Here is a 17,523-nt window from a genome sequence, read left to right as displayed (position 1 = left end):
ACGTAATGCGCCTTCAAGCTTAAAAAGGAAATACAAAACATGGACCAACAACGTTTAACTCACCTTAAACAACTCGAAGCGGAGAGTATCCACATCATCCGTGAAGTTGCGGCTGAGTTTGATAACCCAGTCATGATGTATTCGATTGGTAAAGACTCATCAGTGATGCTGCACCTTGCGCGTAAAGCTTTTTACCCAGGTAAGATTCCATTTCCATTGCTGCATGTTGACACCGATTGGAAGTTCCGCGAGATGATTGAATTTCGTGATCGCACCGCGGCCAAATACGGTTTTGAGCTTTTGGTACATAAGAATCCAGAAGGTCTAGCCATGGGCTGTAGCCCGTTTGTTCATGGTTCTTCTAAGCACACTGACATCATGAAGACTCAAGGCTTAAAACAAGCGCTGAACAAGTACGGTTTTGATGCTGCCTTTGGTGGTGCGCGCCGCGACGAAGAGAAATCACGGGCGAAAGAGCGCGTGTATTCATTCCGCGATAAGAACCATACATGGGACCCTAAAAACCAACGTCCTGAGCTATGGAAGACGTACAACGGTCAGGTTAATAAGGGTGAGAGCATTCGTGTATTCCCACTGTCTAACTGGACTGAGCTTGATATCTGGCAATACATCTATTTAGAAAACATCGAGATCGTGCCGCTTTACCTCGCGGACAAACGCCCAGTTGTTGAACGCGATGGCATGCTGATCATGGTTGATGATGATCGTATGGAGCTTCAACCGGGTGAAGTGATTGAAGAGAAGAGTGTGCGCTTCCGTACCCTTGGTTGTTATCCATTGACCGGGGCCATCGAGTCTGAAGCGAACACTTTAACTGGCATTATTGAAGAAATGCTGGTGGCAACGTCGAGTGAGCGCCAAGGCCGAGCGATCGACCACGATCAGTCAGGATCGATGGAGCTTAAGAAACGTCAAGGTTACTTCTAAAGGATCTAAGGAAAGATAATGAACAGTGCAGTTGAAGCTCAATTAGCCGAGCTTGGTATCGAAGGCTATTTAACACAACACCAGTACAAGTCGTTACTTAGATTCTTGACTTGTGGCTCGGTGGATGACGGTAAAAGTACATTAATCGGTCGCTTACTCCATGACTCAAAACAAATTTATGAAGATCAGCTAGCGGCAGTGCACTCAGACAGCCAACGTGTGGGTACCACGGGTGAAAAGCCTGACCTTGCGTTGTTGGTCGATGGCCTACAAGCTGAGCGCGAGCAGGGGATCACGATTGATGTGGCTTACCGCTATTTCTCGACGCAGAAACGTAAATTCATCATTGCAGATACTCCTGGACACGAGCAGTACACACGTAACATGGCTACAGGCGCATCGACATGTGACTTAGCTGTGATTCTGGTTGATGCACGTAAGGGCATTCTCGATCAAACTCGTCGTCACTCTTTCATTTCCAACCTGTTGGGTTTGAAGCACTTTGTTGTGGCGATCAACAAGATGGACTTAGTGGATTACTCCCAAGAGCGCTTTGAAGAGATCCGCGATGAGTATCTGAAGTTCTCTGAGAATCTGACAGGGGATATTGATATTCAAATCATCCCGATCTCAGCGCTTGAAGGGGACAATGTGGTGGATAAAGGCCAAAACCTGACTTGGTTTAAAGGCCCATCACTGCTTGAGCTTCTTGAAACGGTCGATGTGGATCAAGAAAAAGGCGCGGGTGAATTCCGCTTCCCTGTGCAATACGTTAATCGTCCTAACCTCGATTTCCGTGGTTTTGCGGGGACCATTTCTTCTGGTTCGATCAAAGTCGGTGATGCCATTAAAGCATTGCCATCGGGTAAAACGTCAACTGTGGCACGTATTGTGACCTTTGATGGTGATATCGAAGAAGCTCGTGCCGGATTAGCTGTCACTCTGACGCTAAGCGATGAGATCGATATTAGCCGTGGCGATTTGATTGTTCTAGATAATGCTCAAGTGGAAACCACAAACCATTTGCTTGCCGATGTGGTGTGGATGACAGAGCAACCCCTGCAACCGGGTCGTGACTATGACATCAAAATCGCAGGTAAGAAAACCGTAGGTCATGTTGAAGCGATTCGTCATCAATATGACATTAATAATCTCTCGACTCATAGCTCGGCAGAGCTGCCATTGAATGGTATTGGTTTGTGTGAATGGTCTCTTAATGAGTCAGTCGCGCTGGACAATTATCAAGACTGTGCAGATACCGGTGGCTTTATCATTATCGATCGTCTGACAAACGTGACGGTTGGTGCTGGCATGGTTAAAGAGAGCCTCGCCGTGGTTGAGCGCGATTTGACGGACATCTCTGCGTTTGAAGTTGAGCTTAATGCGCTTGTCCGTAAACACTTCCCGCACTGGGAAGCAAAAGACGTCAGCCAGTTTCTGAAAAAGTAACTGGCTCACCCAAGTACGATAATTTCAGGCACTGTTTGCTGTTGTACTTGGGGTGTCGCTACCTAACTGAATTGCGAAATGTCGTTAGGTATTCTCCTAATACCAGAGTGCTTCGGTGGAGCCCAAGAAACCGAGCATTCTGATGTTCTTTTCGCTTGCGCTGATTTTTGTCTGTTTGCTCGTTTGTCGGTGATTCATGGATAAATGAGTCGTTGTTGTGCCCTTTAGGGCTATTTGGTAAGGAAAGGCTATGTGGGAACAAGGGTTTGTGTTAGCGATTTTGCTTGGCATTATCACTTGCTTGCTTGTCACGAAAATTAAGCCTAGTTATGTCTTTGCGGGTGCCGCTTTTATTGCATTCATGGCTGGGATGATGGATTCAGCCACTATCGCATCCAATTTTACCAACTCTTCATTGTTAACCCTGGTTCTATTGATTCTTGCATCCTGTGCTCTAGAAAAAACACTGCTGATCAGTTGGGTGAGCCGAAGTATCTCTGAGGGCCAGTTAGGCAGCGTGATTGCTAAGCTCGGTGTATCGACAGCCTTGCTCTCTTCATTTACGAATAATACCGCTGTGGTTGTCTCATTGATTGGGGCGATTAAGCGTAATCAGCAGCATGCACCTTCGAAATTACTTATTCCCTTGTCTTATGCCGCCATTTTTGGTGGCACGTTAACTTTGATTGGTACGTCGACTAACTTAATCATCAACAGCTTTGTCGAAGACGCAGGCTTACCGAGCCTGAGCTTTTTTACACCTACGATGATAGGTTTGGCTGTGCTGGTGGGAGGGATGCTGATTCTTATCCCACTGAGCTACTTGCTACCGAATTATGATGATCAAAATCAAGAAGATTTACCTTACTTTCTTGAGTCTCGCGTTGAGCCAGGCTCACCGCTAGTTGGGCGTACGATCAGCGAGAATAATTTACGTGCGCTGCGCAAACTGTTTCTTGCAGAAGTGGTGCGCGATGGTGTTACTGTTTCTTCTGTGGGACCGGATTTTGTGCTCAATGCAAAAGACCGCCTGTTATTTTGTGGCGATGTTGAGAGCGTCGCGACCCTGCAAGAAATTCCGGGCCTCAAGTTGTTTGGTCAGCAGCACTTAAATGGGCAAAACTTTATCGAAGTTGTGGTGAGCTCGTCGGCGACATTTTGCTACAAAACCCTCAAAGAGAGCCGATTCCGCGACCGATTCGATGCCGTTGTTGTGGCGATTCGCCGAGGCCACGAACGCCTAGAAGGTGGCTTGGGTAGTATTGCCTTAGCGCCAGGAGACACGTTAGTTCTGGTTCCAGGAAAGCGTTTTGAGTCTGAACGCCGAGCTCATCGTAAAGAGTTTGTTTTAGTGCATGACTTGGACTCTAGCGCTCGGCTTGATACGAATAAGTCTTCTATTGTATTACTGGGCTTTGCAGCCGTAATTGGATGCGCTCTATTAGAGTTAGTACCGATTATTAAAGGTCTAGCTGCGTACCTTATCGCGCTTATTGCGTTTGGTATTGTGCAGATTTCAGAACTGCGCCGCCGTTTTCCGATCGATATCGTCGTGATTGTCGGTTCCGCTTTGTCTATTGCTCAACTGATGATCTCTTCTGGATTGTCAGAAAGAATGGGAGTGATGTTTATTGAAGCGTTTAATGGCTGGGGAGTATTTGGTGCCTTGGTGGCGACTTATATCATGACATTGGTACTCACTGAATTGGTGACAAACAATGCCGCGGCTGCGCTTTCTTTTCCTATCGGCTATAGCATGGCGGTGGGTTATGGCGTGGATCCGATGCCATTCATCATGGCGGTTTTGTTCGGCGCGAGTGCGAGCTTTATCTCTCCCTACGGTTACCAAACTAACCTGTTGGTGTACAGCGTAGGAAATTACAAATTGACCGACTACGTGAGAATTGGAGTGCCAATTTCGATTGTGTACTCTGTATTAGTACTTACTTTGATCCCGGTCTTTTTCCCGTTTTAATTCCGATATTTACAAGGATACGTTATGACTGCCGAAACGACGGTAAAAGATGAAAACATTGTTTGGCACCAGCATTCGGTTGATAAACAGTTTCGTGCTGAATTAAAGAAGCAAAAACCTGCCGTATTGTGGTTCACTGGTTTATCTGGAGCGGGTAAATCAACCGTAGCAGGGGCGTTGGAAAATCGCCTTGCAGCATTGGGTTACCACACCTATTTATTGGATGGTGACAATGTACGACATGGTTTGTGTAGCGATTTAGGTTTTTCTGAACAGGACCGTCGCGAGAACATTCGTCGCATTGGTGAACTGGCGAAGTTGATGGCAGATGCGGGTTTAATTGTTCTGTCGGCGTTTATTTCACCGCATCGTGCAGAGCGGAAGTTAGTGCGCGATTTATTGCCAGAAGGCGAGTTTATCGAAGTGTATGTCAATGCATCTCTAGAGGTTTGCGAAGGTCGAGATCCTAAGGGTTTATACCGTAAAGCCCGTGCGGGAGAGATTCCTAATTTCACTGGTATTGATTCGGAATATCAAGCGCCAGAGAACCCTGAAATCGATTTGCCCGCGGGAGAAAAGAGTGTCGATGAGCTGGTGGATTTGTGCTTAATCGATCTTAAACAACGCGGTGTGATTCGATAAAAAAGCATTTAGATCATAGGTGACCTAAAGCTCTTTGAGCAGCTTGAGAAGTATTTGGATCATAGGTGAACAAATGCTTCTCAAGCTGGCTAGACGGTATGATGAACCGTACTTTTAGCTTCACTATGGACACTAAACCTATGATTTAACAGTGCAAGCATTTGATCGTAGTATTCGGCATGTGGTTTGTTTCCGAGTAAGGTACAGAGCTCATTACCTGTCGGTGTGAAGCGGTAATATAAAAGGCGGACACCTTTGCTGTTTACGTTCAGTGATAAGTTTTTACCTTGGTAGGTGAGGACCAACGGTGTCTCGATACTAATTTCGCCAGATTCAAGTTCGGCACTGTGCAGCAGCCCTAATTCAATTAAGAGCAACAAGCTTGAATACGGCAGTTGAAAACTTCCCATATTTAGGCTGTTAGCGACGTCTCGCTTGCCGAAGCTAAATATGCCTCCTTGCGCTTTGTAACCAATCAGCAGTTTTCTGCTGTGATCCCCTCCAAAACTGCACGCTAAAGAGGCGGCTCTTTGCAGAGTTTGTGCTTCCTTTGGTGACATATCCTTGAGGGTTTTCAACGCTTTCATGGACGTTGAACCCGGATTGGTCACTTCACGCTTCATCACTTGAGCCCATAGCTTTTGCATCGCGCTGTTATGGATGTCTTGAGCCATCTCAAAAAATCGATGCAACCAATCTTGGTCTGGCTCTCCCGCTGTCTCATCTCGGCATGAACTGTGCGCTAATTTTAAAATCTGTTCTAAGTTTTTTTGTCGCTGTTCTTGGCGTCTTTGCTCTCGCAATTGGGCTCTTTCAAACGCAGATTTGGCTGGCGGTTCGGTTTGCAGTAAGGCGTCAAGACCGTGTATTTGGGCTATGGTTTTTACCTTACTAGCACTGTCTTTTATGTAGCCTTGTTTCTTTTCTTGTTGCGTATTTTTTTTTGTGTCTGACTGATGTTCGATGACAACAGGTTGCTTTGTCGGGTCTGCCATTCGTTTTCCTACCAAGAACTGCGCGGTTCGCACGTTTAAATTTACACCTTATCTGACCAAGCGACCAGACAGGAGTTCTCAGTTTTTGAACGAATAGGGCTATTCAAAATGATAATGAGTTGTTAAAATTGTTATCGTTATTTTGGAGGGGCTATGAAGTTCTCAGAAGCAGGTAAACTCAAAAAGCACCTGTCGATAGCGTTTCTTTTGGTTATTTATGTGGGCGTATTAGCGTATTTATCTCGTTATATCGTGTAGCACAAAGCTAAAAAAGGCGCCAGTGTGACGCCTTAGGTGTAGCGAGGCTTATCGACGACTTAAATTACATATCGTCGTAGGCTTCTATTTCTGATCCCTCAATAACGTAAGCCGTTTCTGCCAGTTCGTGGTTTATCGTCTCGGTTTTCAACGTTCCAACCACATATATAACATCCCACAACTCTTGAACAGGCGCGCCTTTCGGAAACTTCACGTAAATGATCTGGTTTGGAGGCGGTGGTGGCACGTGAATACAAGCTCCAAAATATGGCACCAATAAAAATTCGGTGACGGTATCGGCATCACCTTCAAGTGGGATAACAAACCCTGGAATTTTAACTTGGCTTCCGTTCAGTTCTGGTCGAACGTTACCAATCTTGGACTGCTGGGCTGCGCCACCACTGTGATCAGATGCGGGCATGCCTATACTGTCGAACAATTTACGCTCTTTTTCTGGAACAAGGTCAATCCAGTCAAGCTTTAATGGTTCTTCGCTGGCCATAACAGGCGCTGTGAATGCGACGACCAGCAAGCAACTTGCGAGTATTTTTTTCCACATTTTATTAAATCCTTATTGTCATTCCGTCACTCAGTGACTGTCGGTAGGCGCGGAGTGCGGGAATGAAACCAATCACAATACCAGCGCATTGTACGAAACCTAATAGCATCCACTCATAAGTAGATAAGATGCTTAAGGTGAGATGTATTCCATAGTGCTGTTGGATGATCGGCTGCGCGATAGCCAGAATGGCATACAGCCCAGTAACGCCAGTAATAATACCAGCAGCAGTGAGCAAGCTGGCTTCACTAATTAATAGTGAGAAAACATGACGAGGCCTTGCTCCCATGGCTCGCAAAATCGCCATTTCACGGCGGCGTTCCTGTAGGCTAGTTAATAGACTGCTTAACATACCTAACAACCCTGCGATCACGACAAAACCAGATACTGCCATTAGGGCTTGCTCTGCAACCGACATCATTCCCCATAACTCATGCAACGCAACGCCGGGCATAATGGCGCTGAGCGGCTCTTTGGGGTAGGTGTTAATTTGTCTTTGCAGGGCGAAAGTTTGAATACGAGATTTCAAACCAACGAGCATAGCGGTAATTTGTTTGGGCTGAAAGTCTCTGTTTTTGAGATCTTGTGCCTTGGGTGTCGGGCCCAAACGCGCACCACTTTCCCATCCGACGTGAATGGCTTCGATGGCTTCCAATGATACATGGACAGTTTTGTCGACTGGTGTTCCTGTAGGTGCAAGGATACCGACAACTTTAAATGGCAGATTGTCATGACGGCTAAAGCCAACGTCGCTAATGCCGTGGGCAATGATGATTTCGCTACCGATATCATAACCAAGTTGTTTAGCGACATCAGAACCTAGCACGGTTTCAAATAAACCATTGAATTCTCTGCCCTTGCTAAATGTTAGTGGTTGCTTACTTCCAAACTTGTAATGCTCAAAGTAACTGTGATTGGTTCCCATAACTCGGAAGCCTTTATGCGAGTCGCCAAGCGAGATTGGAATAGCCCAATCGACTGAACGATGATTGACAAACTCTTGGTAGCTTTTCCAATCGATGTTGTTGGTCGCATTACCAATACGAAACACAGAATAGAGCAATAGGTTCACTTGCCCAGAGCGTCCACCAATAATGAGGTCAGTGCCTGAAATTGTATTGGAGAAGCTATCCTTGGCTTGAGTTCGGATACGCTCGACGCCCAAGAGGAGTACCACTGAAATCGCAACGGTCATGATGGTTAGAATTGCCGTCGCTTTGCGGTTCATCAAGCTTTTCCAGGCGAGCTTTACAACAGCACTCATGATATGGCTCCTAGGCTAGATACTTGATTAATGTCGGGTAGATTGAGCGTGCGATCGAATAAGGGTTCGAGTGTTGGGTCGTGGCTAACGAATACCAGTGTGGCATTGGCTTGATTCGCTTGCTCCATAAGGAGCTCAATAAATGCTTTACGATTGTCATAGTCTAAAGCTGAGGTTGGTTCGTCAGCGATCACTAACTCTGGATGTCCTATCAGAGCTCGAGCCGCAGCCACACGTTGTTGTTGACCAATACTCAATTCAGAGACAGGGCGTGTATGAAGCTCGTTTGGCAAGTGCAGTCGTTCTAGTAGGGCCTGAGCCTGTTCATTTAATGTTTGAGATGAGGCACCTAAATGGGCACGGTCACGTCGTATTTTACTGAACTGACATGGCAATAATACGTTTTCAAGTACGTTAAGGTACGGCAATAAATTGAACTGTTGAAAGATGTAGCCAATATGATTGGCGCGAAAGCGGTCTCTCTGACTGGCACTTAAACTAGCAAGGTCAGTATCGAGTACAGATAGAGAGCCTGAAGTTAATGTGTTAATCCCCGTCAACAAAGCGAGCAAGGTCGATTTACCGCAGCCACTTGGACCTTTGATAAACACATGCTCGCCTTGTGTAATGTGTAATTTGGGGATGTGGATGGTTGGGTTGGTTGAACCGGGCCAGAAAAATTGGGCATCCTCTAGCTCGACAACATTTGGTGTGGTTTCAGTCATATTAAATCACCAAAGCTGTGGCGTGTAAGTGGGTACTCACACGCCACTCGTGTTATTTGATTACGATTTGGGTGTTATCTTTGCTTAATTTAATTGCTGATTGCATGGTATCAGTGAATATATTGACGCTGATGGACTCTGTAGTTGGGAATTGGTTAAACCAATCGGTTTGGATTTGGCTAAGCTGATTAACTTGTTCGCAATTGAAGCGATATTGCACCGAAAATTCACCGTGACCGCCATGATCGTGCGCCTCATCATGATCGTCATGGTGGTCATGTTTATCATGATGTTCATTATGATCATGGTGTTCGTGTCCTTCATGATCGTGATGTGCATGGTCATCATGGTCGTGCTCACTATGATCATGTTCCTCATGAGTTTCGCTTAGGTTGTGGCTCACGTAAGCTTCTTCAACATTACAATCAGCTTGTGAGTTAATAGCGAACAATGCGTTGCTGTCTTCGAGTGTAGCGACGGCTTGTTTAAGCGCTTGCTCTTGTTGTGCGTTTTCTGGAGCATGTTCGAAACCCACAACATCAGCTCCAGGAGCTGTGATCTCTACTAACAGATCTTTGCCATCTTGGGCGATATTAAACTCGACGTGACCATGCACATGAGCACCATGCTGGCGGTATTCGTTTGCATTCGCTGCTGTCGATAAAGTGAGGCCAATAGCAAGGGCTAAAACGTGTTTTGATGACATTGTATTTTTCCTAATTTTACTGGCATTAACCAAAGGCGGTATTGCTCAGATTCGAGTTTCACTAAGTTATTGTTCCTGACACACTAGGTGCGGAAATGAACTCAATAATTTTGAGTGTGGAATAGTTTGGAAATTAAGCAAAATAAGGAGGGGCACGAGCAGCGCCAAGAACTTCTTCGCCGTACACGAGATGCAAAAAAACATGATGATGCTGGGCGCGCGTAAAAGTCGGTGTAGAGAGGGTAGGCTGTACCTTTGCTATACCGTGCTGAACACCAGAAAATAATTGGCAATGATGATGGGTATGATGGTCGGGCGTCAGATCGACTTGATGGAGTACAACCGCAAAGTTCCAAGCGATCAGCAACGCAACACTGAAAAATAAAGCAGTGCGATACCAATATCTTAGTGTTTTTTGCTGGTGGTGGTACATCTGAGCTCCTCTTACCGACTGTTATAATATAACACCCATAATGAATAAAAGTTCACTCTTTTGTTGGCTAGCAGAAAAATTTAACTCCACACATACGTGCCGAAAAATATTGGTAATACTCTCTGTGGAAGTGTCGCACTTATAAAGAGCAGAGTTGTCACTGCCCATGCTTCTAATCAAATTCATATAGCTCCTTACAACAAGAACAAGGAGCCATTCAATGAAGCTAGATGTTCTGTCTAATAAGCTCAATGACTTTTGTTATCTCATCTTGCTCAAGTGCGCCCTCTTTGACAAACAGAACTTTGCCCGTTTTGTCTTGAACAATAATGGCCGAACTTTCTTCTTTCAGGTCCCAAGTATTAGCAACTACGCCATTTTCATCAAGAACCATGGATGACCATGGGAACTCTTTTTTGCTGTCTTGAGCTGAAGACTTCACGAAAGAGCCTGTCCCCCAAATTGCATCATCTTGGTTGATGATAGTTGTGGTCTGGTAGCTTTCTTGTGGAAAATTTGCCGCTGTTATTGCCGACATTAAAGGGGCATTCATCTCTTTTGAACTGCTACGGCCTGCAATGGCTTGAATGACACGAACTTTGCCTTGCATATGTTGAGTTGCCCAGGGCTGGTATGCAACGCCTTCGCCTTGTAAAACAATCTCGCCGTAAGCGGCAACATTGACAGGAGGAACGCTTTTTCCCACTGACAAGTTGTGTGCAAAGGTCAAGCTTGGCGTTAAGGCCAGTAATAGAGGTAGGAGAGTCTTAGTTTTCATATTGTTATATTCCGTACGAGGTTTGGAAGCTTCCAGTATATATCCAGAACCTAGAAATTTGTAGGACCGTTGGTAACATTTATTTAACGTATGGAGTGGTGTAATCTTGCGTTATATTTAGAATTTGCTAAAATGAGTTCCGTCGCAAATTGCGCATTAAGATTGCAGAGGAAAAATAAGCAATCCGTGTTTTCTCAAAGGAATTGAGGTGAGTTATGCTACGTGAGTTTGCTGTATATCGACCATTACAAGTGGCCCGTTTTGTTAAAACGTTGTTCAAAGGTCAGTTTTTTATTGTTGGGGTTGGCTGTTTTCAGTTCGACAATGGCAAAGTGTTACTACCTGACGTCAACGATCATAAAAGGCTCACCATCTTTAAAGAAGTCAACCAAGTGATAGCATCATTATCGGCTTAGTTAGCTTGGTACCCACTTAGATTTAGAAAAGAGCGACCATATCGGTCGCTCTTTTTGTTGCTGGTTAGGTTTATCCTTGGAGGCTTGGTGGGAAGCAAACTCCCGTTCCTCCGATGCCACAGTAACCATCAGGGTTTTTCGCCAAATATTGCTGGTGGTAGGTTTCCGCAAAGTAATACGGACCTGCTGGTTGTATTTCGGTGGTGATGTTCGCGCGCTGCTCTTCTTGCAGTGCTTGCTGATACAAGAGTTTCGATTTCTCTGCGCTCTCGAGCTGCTCCGTCGAATAAGTGTAAATTGCAGAACGATATTGAGTACCTAAGTCGTTACCTTGACGCATTCCCTGAGTTGGGTCGTGTTTTTCCCAAAAAACAGCCAGTAGATTTTCTAATGAGATGACGCGTTCATCGAAAACGACTCGTACGACTTCTGTATGACCCGTTTTACCCGTACAGACTTCTTCATAGGTGGGATTGGGTGTGTACCCCCCAGCGTAACCGACCGAAGTAGATACAACGCCGTCGAGTTGCCAAAATACGCGCTCAGCGCCCCAAAAACAGCCCATTCCGAGCAAAATCTGCTGTTGGTGTGACGTCAGAGGCGCCTTTAGGTTAGATTTATTTACAAAATGATGATCGTCAATCTGCATTGGTTGATCTCTACCTGGCAAGGCATCTTCTATACTGATCAATGTTTGTTTGTTGAGCATGGTATTTGTCCTTCAATACGTGTCTTAAATTTGCGAACTTTTTCATTTCGTCTGTATCTGATGCTGTGATGACATAGACCGCGTTAAACCTATTAATATTACAGACTTAGAATCTAATTGGCGTTATCATTATTTACGTTTATTTAACCTCATTCAGCCATAAAAGCATGATAAAAAAAGCTCTCCCCACCATTGTTGGCCTGTTTGCCTTTTCTCATGGTGCCTATGCCGATGTTTCTTTGACTTTGAAAGGCATTGATGGCGCTTTAGAAGAGAATGTCAGTGCGTATCTATCATCTATTCCAGAGAAGGATTACTCCACTTCTCTGCGTTTTCAAGCGAGATTAGATCAAAGTATCACTGAAGCGCTTAACGCGCTTGGGTATTATCATGCAAAAATTTCATACTCTATTCCTGAAGCGAATGATGAGTTAATTGTGCTCATCAAGCCGGGCTTGCCAGTGAAAGTGAAAGTCATGGATGTGGTCATCACTGGAGAGGCCAAGGACGATGAAGAGTTTGCAAAACTTATTGAGCGCTCTCCGCTCAAAGTTGGTCAAGTTTTGAATCAAGGCCAATACGACAGCCTTAAGTCAGGCATTCGTAACTTGGCGCTTCAGCGTGGTTACTTCAATGGTGAGTTTACGCTAAGTCGATTAGAGGTTATCCCTGATCTGAACGAAGCTAATGTCCGTTTGCACTACAGCAGTGGAATACGTTTCAATTTTGGCGACGTTTCTTTTATTGGCAACCACATCTGGGAAGACCGTGTCGCATCACTACAACCTTTTAAAGAAGGGGACCCATACAACGTTTCGAAGCTGGGCGAGTTTAACCAGAAGCTATCAAATACGGAGTGGTTTTCCTCAGTTTTTGTTGAGCCTGAATTGGATAGGCTTGATGATGGCCGAGACTTGCCAATTAAAGTGTCTTTATCTCCTGCTTCGAAGAATCAGATCGAGACGGGTATTGGTTACTCAACGGATGTTGGCGTTCGAGGAACGTTGAAGTGGAAGAAACCTTGGGTGAGCTCCCGAGGACACAGTTTCAACACTGCTTTATCCCTATCTAAGCCAGAGCAAACCGTGACTGCTTCTTACAAAATTCCTTTAGAAGATGTCGCTAACGATTATTATCAAGTTCAATATGGGCTTAAAAACCTAGACAACCGTGACACGCAGAGTATCGAGTCTAACCTTGCAGTGGAGCGTCATTGGTTAGCAGACGGTGGTTGGCATAATACCGTTTATGTTCGTCATTTGTACGAGAGCTTTACGCAAGGTTTACAAGATGATGAATTCAACTTCGTACTTCCAGGTGCGACATTTTCTCGGACTAGGGTTCGAGGGGGCAATATGCCAATGTGGGGAGACAAGCAAAGCATCACTATTGAGTATGGTGATACCGCTATGCTTTCTGAAACTAGAGTGCTCCGCTTAATTGGCTCGACTTCTTGGATTCGTGGTATTGGAGAGAATCATCGTGGTTTGTTCCGCTTAGAAGGTGGTGCGAATATTACCGATGAACTTGAAAAACTATCACCGTCGCTGCGTTTCTTCGCTGGTGGTGACAATAATATTCGTGGTTACGGCTATGAATCTATTTCACCTGTGGATGAGAGTGGTGCTTTGACGGGTGGTAAATACATTGTTAGCAGTACATTAGAATACCAATATCGTGTTTATGGAAACTGGTGGGCTGCAACGTTTTACGATATTGGTGATGCGTTTAATGAAACACCAGATTGGAAATCAGGTGCTGGTGTTGGTATCCGCTGGGCGTCTCCGGTGGGCCCTGTTAGTTTTGATTTTGCATGGGGGTTGGATGCAAAACCAGAACGAGAGTTTCGTATCCACTTCTCATTGGGGCCTGAGCTATGATCAAAATGATGTTTAAGTGGACCAAATGGCTGTCGCTCAGTTTGATTGGTCTATTGCTGTTGCTCATCATTATTGTCGCGACAGTTTTGTTTACCCACCCAGGCCTCAAGTTTGCCTTGTGGGGAGCTGAAAAAGCATTACCACAATTGCAGATTGAAAAAGTGCAGGGTTCATTGTTTCCTCGCTTCGAACTGCATAACGTCAGTTTTGTCGATGAGTCTTTGAATATCGACGCCAAAGTCGAGCGTTTAGCTTTGGCAGTGAACTTCCGCTGTTTCTTTGACCCTAAGGTCTGTGTCGATGAGTTAAGACTGCAGGGGCTTGACTTTAAGATGCCTGAGCTACCGCCAGCAAGCGAGGAGCAAGAGGAAACACCACCACTGCGTTCTATCAGTACGCCAGTGCCAATTTTTGTTAATAAAGTCAGCTTTAATGATATCAATGTCAATGTGCTGGGCAATCAAATTGATTGGCAAACATTCTCGACCGCTTTGTCGATGCAAGGCGATCGTTTGGTGATCGCACCTACCGCGTTGAAAGACATTAATGTGGCTTTAGCACCAAGTGAAGCTGAACCTGAAGCGGTTGTTGAAGAGCCGAAAGAAGCCGATGCTACGCCGCAAGATATTGTGTTACCCGAAGTATGGATTCCGCTGACGGTGGAAGCGCGTCGTCTTGATATTCACAATTTCAAACTGGCGGGTGAAACGCCAGTGATCGTCAATCATCTTGGTTTGGTTGCAAGAGCAGGCGGTGAACGTGTTGATGTCAAAACATTAGAGCTCGACATGCCAGAAGTGGAAGGCAAGTTGAGCACACAAGTGACGCTTTCTTCTGATTACCCTATCAAAGCGCAACTGGACGCGTTAGTGAAGCACGCGGATGCTAAGGGACAAAAACTGTCGCTTTCGGTCTCGGGTTCGGTTGGTGATTTGTCACTAAATGCTACGCTTTCTGAGCTTGTACAAGCGGAGATCAAAGGAGATATTCAACCGCTTAAAACGCAGTTACCGTTTGATGTCGCGATTAAAAATGTACAGGCGCAATGGCCGCTATTTGGACAAAGCGATTACCAGGTTTCTGTACCAAGCTTGGCGGCAAAAGGCTCACTTGATGGCTACGAAGTCGCATTAGAAACCAAAGCTTCGGGCAAAGATATTCCCGCCGTTGATGTCGCACTAAACGGCAAAGGTACGTTAGAGCAAATTGACCTCGAAAGCCTTGTAGTGAAAACCTTAGGGGGCGAACTCTCTGGGAAAGTCATGGCCAATTGGGCCGCGCCAATCAACTGGCAAGCTGACTTAAACCTGAAGAACATTCAACCAGGATTGCAGTGGAAAGAAGCCGAAGGGGATATCAGCGGTAATCTTTCGACTTCGGGGTCGTTAACAGAACAAGGCGGTTGGCAAGTCAGTTTGCCTAAGTTAGACATTGACGGCATTTTGCGAGGTTATCCGCTGAATGTTGAAGGGCAACTTGAAGCGTCTGATAAGAACGGCAAAGGCGAAGACATCCAACTTACCACTCAGGGTTTAGCGCTTTCTCATGGCCCGAACCAACTGAGTGCAAAGGGTAAGATCGATAAGCAAATTCTGATGGATGTTGAGGTTAACTTCCCTGATTTTGCGAAAAGTGTTCCGGATCTTGCAGGTAAAATGCAAGGTAAAGTCGCACTACGTGGTAGCTTGAAAGAACCAGACATCAATCTTGATCTCGCTTTAAATCAGATAAACTGGCAGCAACAGGCGAACGTAGAAACGATCACCTTAAAGGGTGATGTGAAGCCTCTGCCAGCACCAAAAGCGAACATAAGCCTAATTGCGAACAACATTACCTATGACGACATAAAAGTTGATAGTGCTGACCTTGAAGTCTCTGGGGATGAAAAACTGCATCAACTTACGCTCGATGTAGTGTCTGACCTGGTGTCGACCAGTTTAGAAATTGAAGGGACATTCCAGCAGAAACCAGAAATGATTTGGGATGGGGCGCTGCGCCGCTTGACGCTGAGCTCGCAACAAGGCCCGTGGGCGTTGCAAAAATCGACCGCGGTGAAGGTCAATATCGACAAACAGATCGCGAACGTTCAAGCGCATTGTTGGTTGCAAGCGGAGTCGAGCGTATGTCTAACCGAAGACATTAGTGTCGGTAAGAGTGGCCAGGCGAAGTTAGCCATCAATGATTTTGATTTTGACCAAATCAAACAATTCCTGCCGCCAGAAACCAAGCTGCAAGGCTCGGTTAATGCACAGGCTTTTGCTAAATGGGCACCAGAGAAAAAGCCTGAAGTAACCTTAAGTGTCAATATGCCAAAAGGCCAAGTTGAACAAGCGCTTGAACAGCCAATTAAAGTCGGTTGGGAAAGCTTCAACTTTAAAGTAGCATTAGCGAAAGACAAGCTTGATGCCGAGTGGCTATTTGATGTGAAAGATAACGGTGACTTGTCTGGTAAGGTTTCTTTACTGAATGTCTCGTCTGAAAAGCCCACTATTGATGGTAAGGTTTCACTCTCTACGTTCCACTTGGACTTCTTGGCACCGTTGATTGGTGAGTACAGCTTGTTTAAAGCAAACATGAATACTGACCTAGCGATATCAGGTGACGTTATGCATCCGAAGGTGAACGGTCAGTTCTTGATTGACCAAATGAAGCTACAGGGTGAAGTCACACCGATAGATATAAACTCAGGACAGGTCGTCATCAACTTTAAAGGTCATCAAGCGGACTTGGATGCTGGAATTTTAACCCCGGATGGTGAGTTGAACGTTACCGGTGATGCCGACTGGCAGGACTTACAGAACTGGCGCACTAAAGCGCGTGTATTTGCTAAAGAGCTCAATGTTGATTTGCCCCCAATGGTAAAAATCAAAGTTGAGCCTGACATGACAATAGATGTGACTCCTCAGCTTGCGAAAATTGAGGGTGATATTAATTTGCCATGGGGCAGAATTGTCGTCGAAGAGCTTCCACCAAGTGCGGTAGGCGTATCGAGTGATACCGTTATTCTCGATAAAAACTTGCAGCCAGTGGACGATGTGGCTGCGATGCCGTTTGATGTGGAAACGAACATCAACATTAAAATTGGTGATGACTTCCAACTTGCCGCTTTTGGTTTAAAAGGTGGGTTGAAAGGGAACCTAAACGTGACACAAAAAGACAAAGGTCCTTTCATCGTTGGTGAAGTGAATGTTGTCGACGGTTCTTATCGTTCGTTTGGTCAGGACTTATTGATTAAAGAAGGTAAGATTCTGATGAATGGTCCACCAGATCAACCTTACTTGTCTATCAAAGCGATTCGTAATCCAGACAATACCCAAGATGATGTCATTGCGGGGGTACAAGTGTCAGGCCCAGCATCTGATCCGAGTATAGAAATTTTCTCAGAGCCCGCGATGAACCAAGCCAATGCACTTTCTTATCTACTTCGTGGTCAAGATATTGATGGTGAAGCCGGTGGTAATGCAATGACGACTACCTTAATTGGTTTAAGCTTGGCGAAGAGTGGTCGTGTGGTTGGTGAAATCGGTGAAGCCTTTGGCGTACAGGATTTACAGTTGGACACTGCTGGGTCGGGCGATGATTCGCAAGTGACGGTGAGTGGTTATATTCTGCCAGGTTTGCAGGTGAAATATGGTGTCGGCATCTTTAACTCCCTAGGTGAGTTCACTGTGCGTTACCGATTGATGCAAGACTTGTATTTAGAAGCGGTATCTGGTGTAGATAGCGCCGTTGACCTACTCTATCAGTTTGAGTTCGATTAAAGTGCTTTAACCTAAGCATACACAG

Annotated in this window: 15 protein-coding genes; 7 read left to right on the top strand and 8 right to left on the bottom strand. The window is 45.4% G+C overall.

Annotation, left to right across the window (positions count from 1 at the left end):
- The first annotated feature begins 39 nt into the window (after positions 1-39).
- The 4 genes from cysD (at position 40) to cysC (ending at position 5,014) form a co-directional block, all read left to right on the top strand.
- Entirely contained in the window at positions 40-948 is a 909-nt protein-coding gene (gene cysD, locus R7E47_RS10110; protein WP_005379592.1) for a sulfate adenylyltransferase subunit CysD, read from the top strand.
- An 18-nt stretch (positions 949-966) separates the two neighbouring features.
- A complete protein-coding gene (gene cysN, locus R7E47_RS10105; protein WP_017633444.1) occupies positions 967-2,397 on the top strand; it encodes a sulfate adenylyltransferase subunit CysN in 1,431 nt (476 codons plus the stop codon).
- Positions 2,398-2,647: 250 nt separating this feature from the next.
- Positions 2,648-4,372 carry an SLC13 family permease gene (locus R7E47_RS10100; RefSeq protein WP_054574242.1) on the top strand — a complete coding sequence of 575 codons (1,725 nt, stop codon included), beginning with the start codon at positions 2,648-2,650 and terminating at the stop codon, positions 4,370-4,372.
- A 24-nt stretch (positions 4,373-4,396) separates the two neighbouring features.
- On the top strand, positions 4,397-5,014 hold the full coding sequence (cysC, locus tag R7E47_RS10095) for an adenylyl-sulfate kinase (RefSeq protein ID WP_005379598.1): 618 nt from the start codon (positions 4,397-4,399) through the stop codon (positions 5,012-5,014).
- An 89-nt stretch (positions 5,015-5,103) separates the two neighbouring features.
- Here cysC and R7E47_RS10090 read toward each other — a convergent pair whose 3' ends face one another.
- The 7 genes from R7E47_RS10090 to R7E47_RS10060 form a co-directional block, all read right to left on the bottom strand.
- Complete coding sequence (locus R7E47_RS10090; RefSeq protein ID WP_005379599.1) at positions 5,104-6,009, bottom strand: TIGR03899 family protein; 906 nt, start codon at positions 6,007-6,009, stop codon at positions 5,104-5,106.
- 322 nt (positions 6,010-6,331) lie between these two features.
- Positions 6,332-6,826, bottom strand: coding sequence for a DUF3299 domain-containing protein (locus R7E47_RS10085; RefSeq protein ID WP_005379600.1), 495 nt, complete (start codon positions 6,824-6,826; stop codon positions 6,332-6,334).
- 4 nt (positions 6,827-6,830) lie between these two features.
- The gene (locus tag R7E47_RS10080; RefSeq protein ID WP_213891728.1) at positions 6,831-8,090 is read right to left on the bottom strand and encodes an ABC transporter permease; all 1,260 of its coding nucleotides are present in this window, start codon (positions 8,088-8,090) and stop codon (positions 6,831-6,833) included.
- The gene (locus R7E47_RS10075; protein WP_005379603.1) at positions 8,087-8,815 is read right to left on the bottom strand and encodes an ABC transporter ATP-binding protein; all 729 of its coding nucleotides are present in this window, start codon (positions 8,813-8,815) and stop codon (positions 8,087-8,089) included. The genes R7E47_RS10080 and R7E47_RS10075 overlap by 4 nt, the downstream gene beginning before the upstream one ends.
- 52 nt (positions 8,816-8,867) lie before the next feature.
- Entirely contained in the window at positions 8,868-9,521 is a 654-nt protein-coding gene (zrgA, locus tag R7E47_RS10070) for a zinc uptake protein ZrgA (protein WP_025768357.1), read from the bottom strand.
- Positions 9,522-9,654: 133 nt separating this feature from the next.
- Positions 9,655-9,954, bottom strand: coding sequence for a DUF2607 family protein (locus R7E47_RS10065; RefSeq protein ID WP_005379608.1), 300 nt, complete (start codon positions 9,952-9,954; stop codon positions 9,655-9,657).
- A gap of 226 nt (positions 9,955-10,180) precedes the next feature.
- Positions 10,181-10,732, bottom strand: coding sequence for a YtfJ family protein (locus tag R7E47_RS10060; protein ID WP_213869768.1), 552 nt, complete (start codon positions 10,730-10,732; stop codon positions 10,181-10,183).
- A gap of 215 nt (positions 10,733-10,947) precedes the next feature.
- On the opposite strand from R7E47_RS10060, the gene R7E47_RS10055 reads away from it, so the two are divergent.
- The gene (locus R7E47_RS10055; protein WP_005379612.1) at positions 10,948-11,148 is read left to right on the top strand and encodes a DUF1107 domain-containing protein; all 201 of its coding nucleotides are present in this window, start codon (positions 10,948-10,950) and stop codon (positions 11,146-11,148) included.
- Between the two features lie 70 nt (positions 11,149-11,218).
- Here the strand turns inward: R7E47_RS10055 and msrA are convergent, their stop codons facing one another.
- On the bottom strand, positions 11,219-11,857 hold the full coding sequence (gene msrA / locus R7E47_RS10050) for a peptide-methionine (S)-S-oxide reductase MsrA (RefSeq protein WP_182015965.1): 639 nt from the start codon (positions 11,855-11,857) through the stop codon (positions 11,219-11,221).
- A gap of 167 nt (positions 11,858-12,024) precedes the next feature.
- Between msrA and R7E47_RS10045 the strand changes: the two genes are divergently transcribed.
- Together R7E47_RS10045 and R7E47_RS10040 are read left to right on the top strand one after the other, a co-directional pair.
- Positions 12,025-13,737 carry an autotransporter assembly complex protein TamA gene (locus R7E47_RS10045; protein WP_005383121.1) on the top strand — a complete coding sequence of 571 codons (1,713 nt, stop codon included), beginning with the start codon at positions 12,025-12,027 and terminating at the stop codon, positions 13,735-13,737.
- Positions 13,734-17,498 carry a translocation/assembly module TamB domain-containing protein gene (locus tag R7E47_RS10040; protein ID WP_171345711.1) on the top strand — a complete coding sequence of 1,255 codons (3,765 nt, stop codon included), beginning with the start codon at positions 13,734-13,736 and terminating at the stop codon, positions 17,496-17,498. The genes R7E47_RS10045 and R7E47_RS10040 overlap by 4 nt, the downstream gene beginning before the upstream one ends.
- The last annotated feature ends 25 nt before the right edge of the window (positions 17,499-17,523 follow it).

This window comes from Vibrio sp. Vb1026 (assembly GCF_033338745.1).
Lineage (GTDB): Bacteria > Pseudomonadota > Gammaproteobacteria > Enterobacterales > Vibrionaceae > Vibrio > Vibrio alginolyticus.
This window is presented reverse-complemented; position numbering and strand designations above follow the sequence as displayed.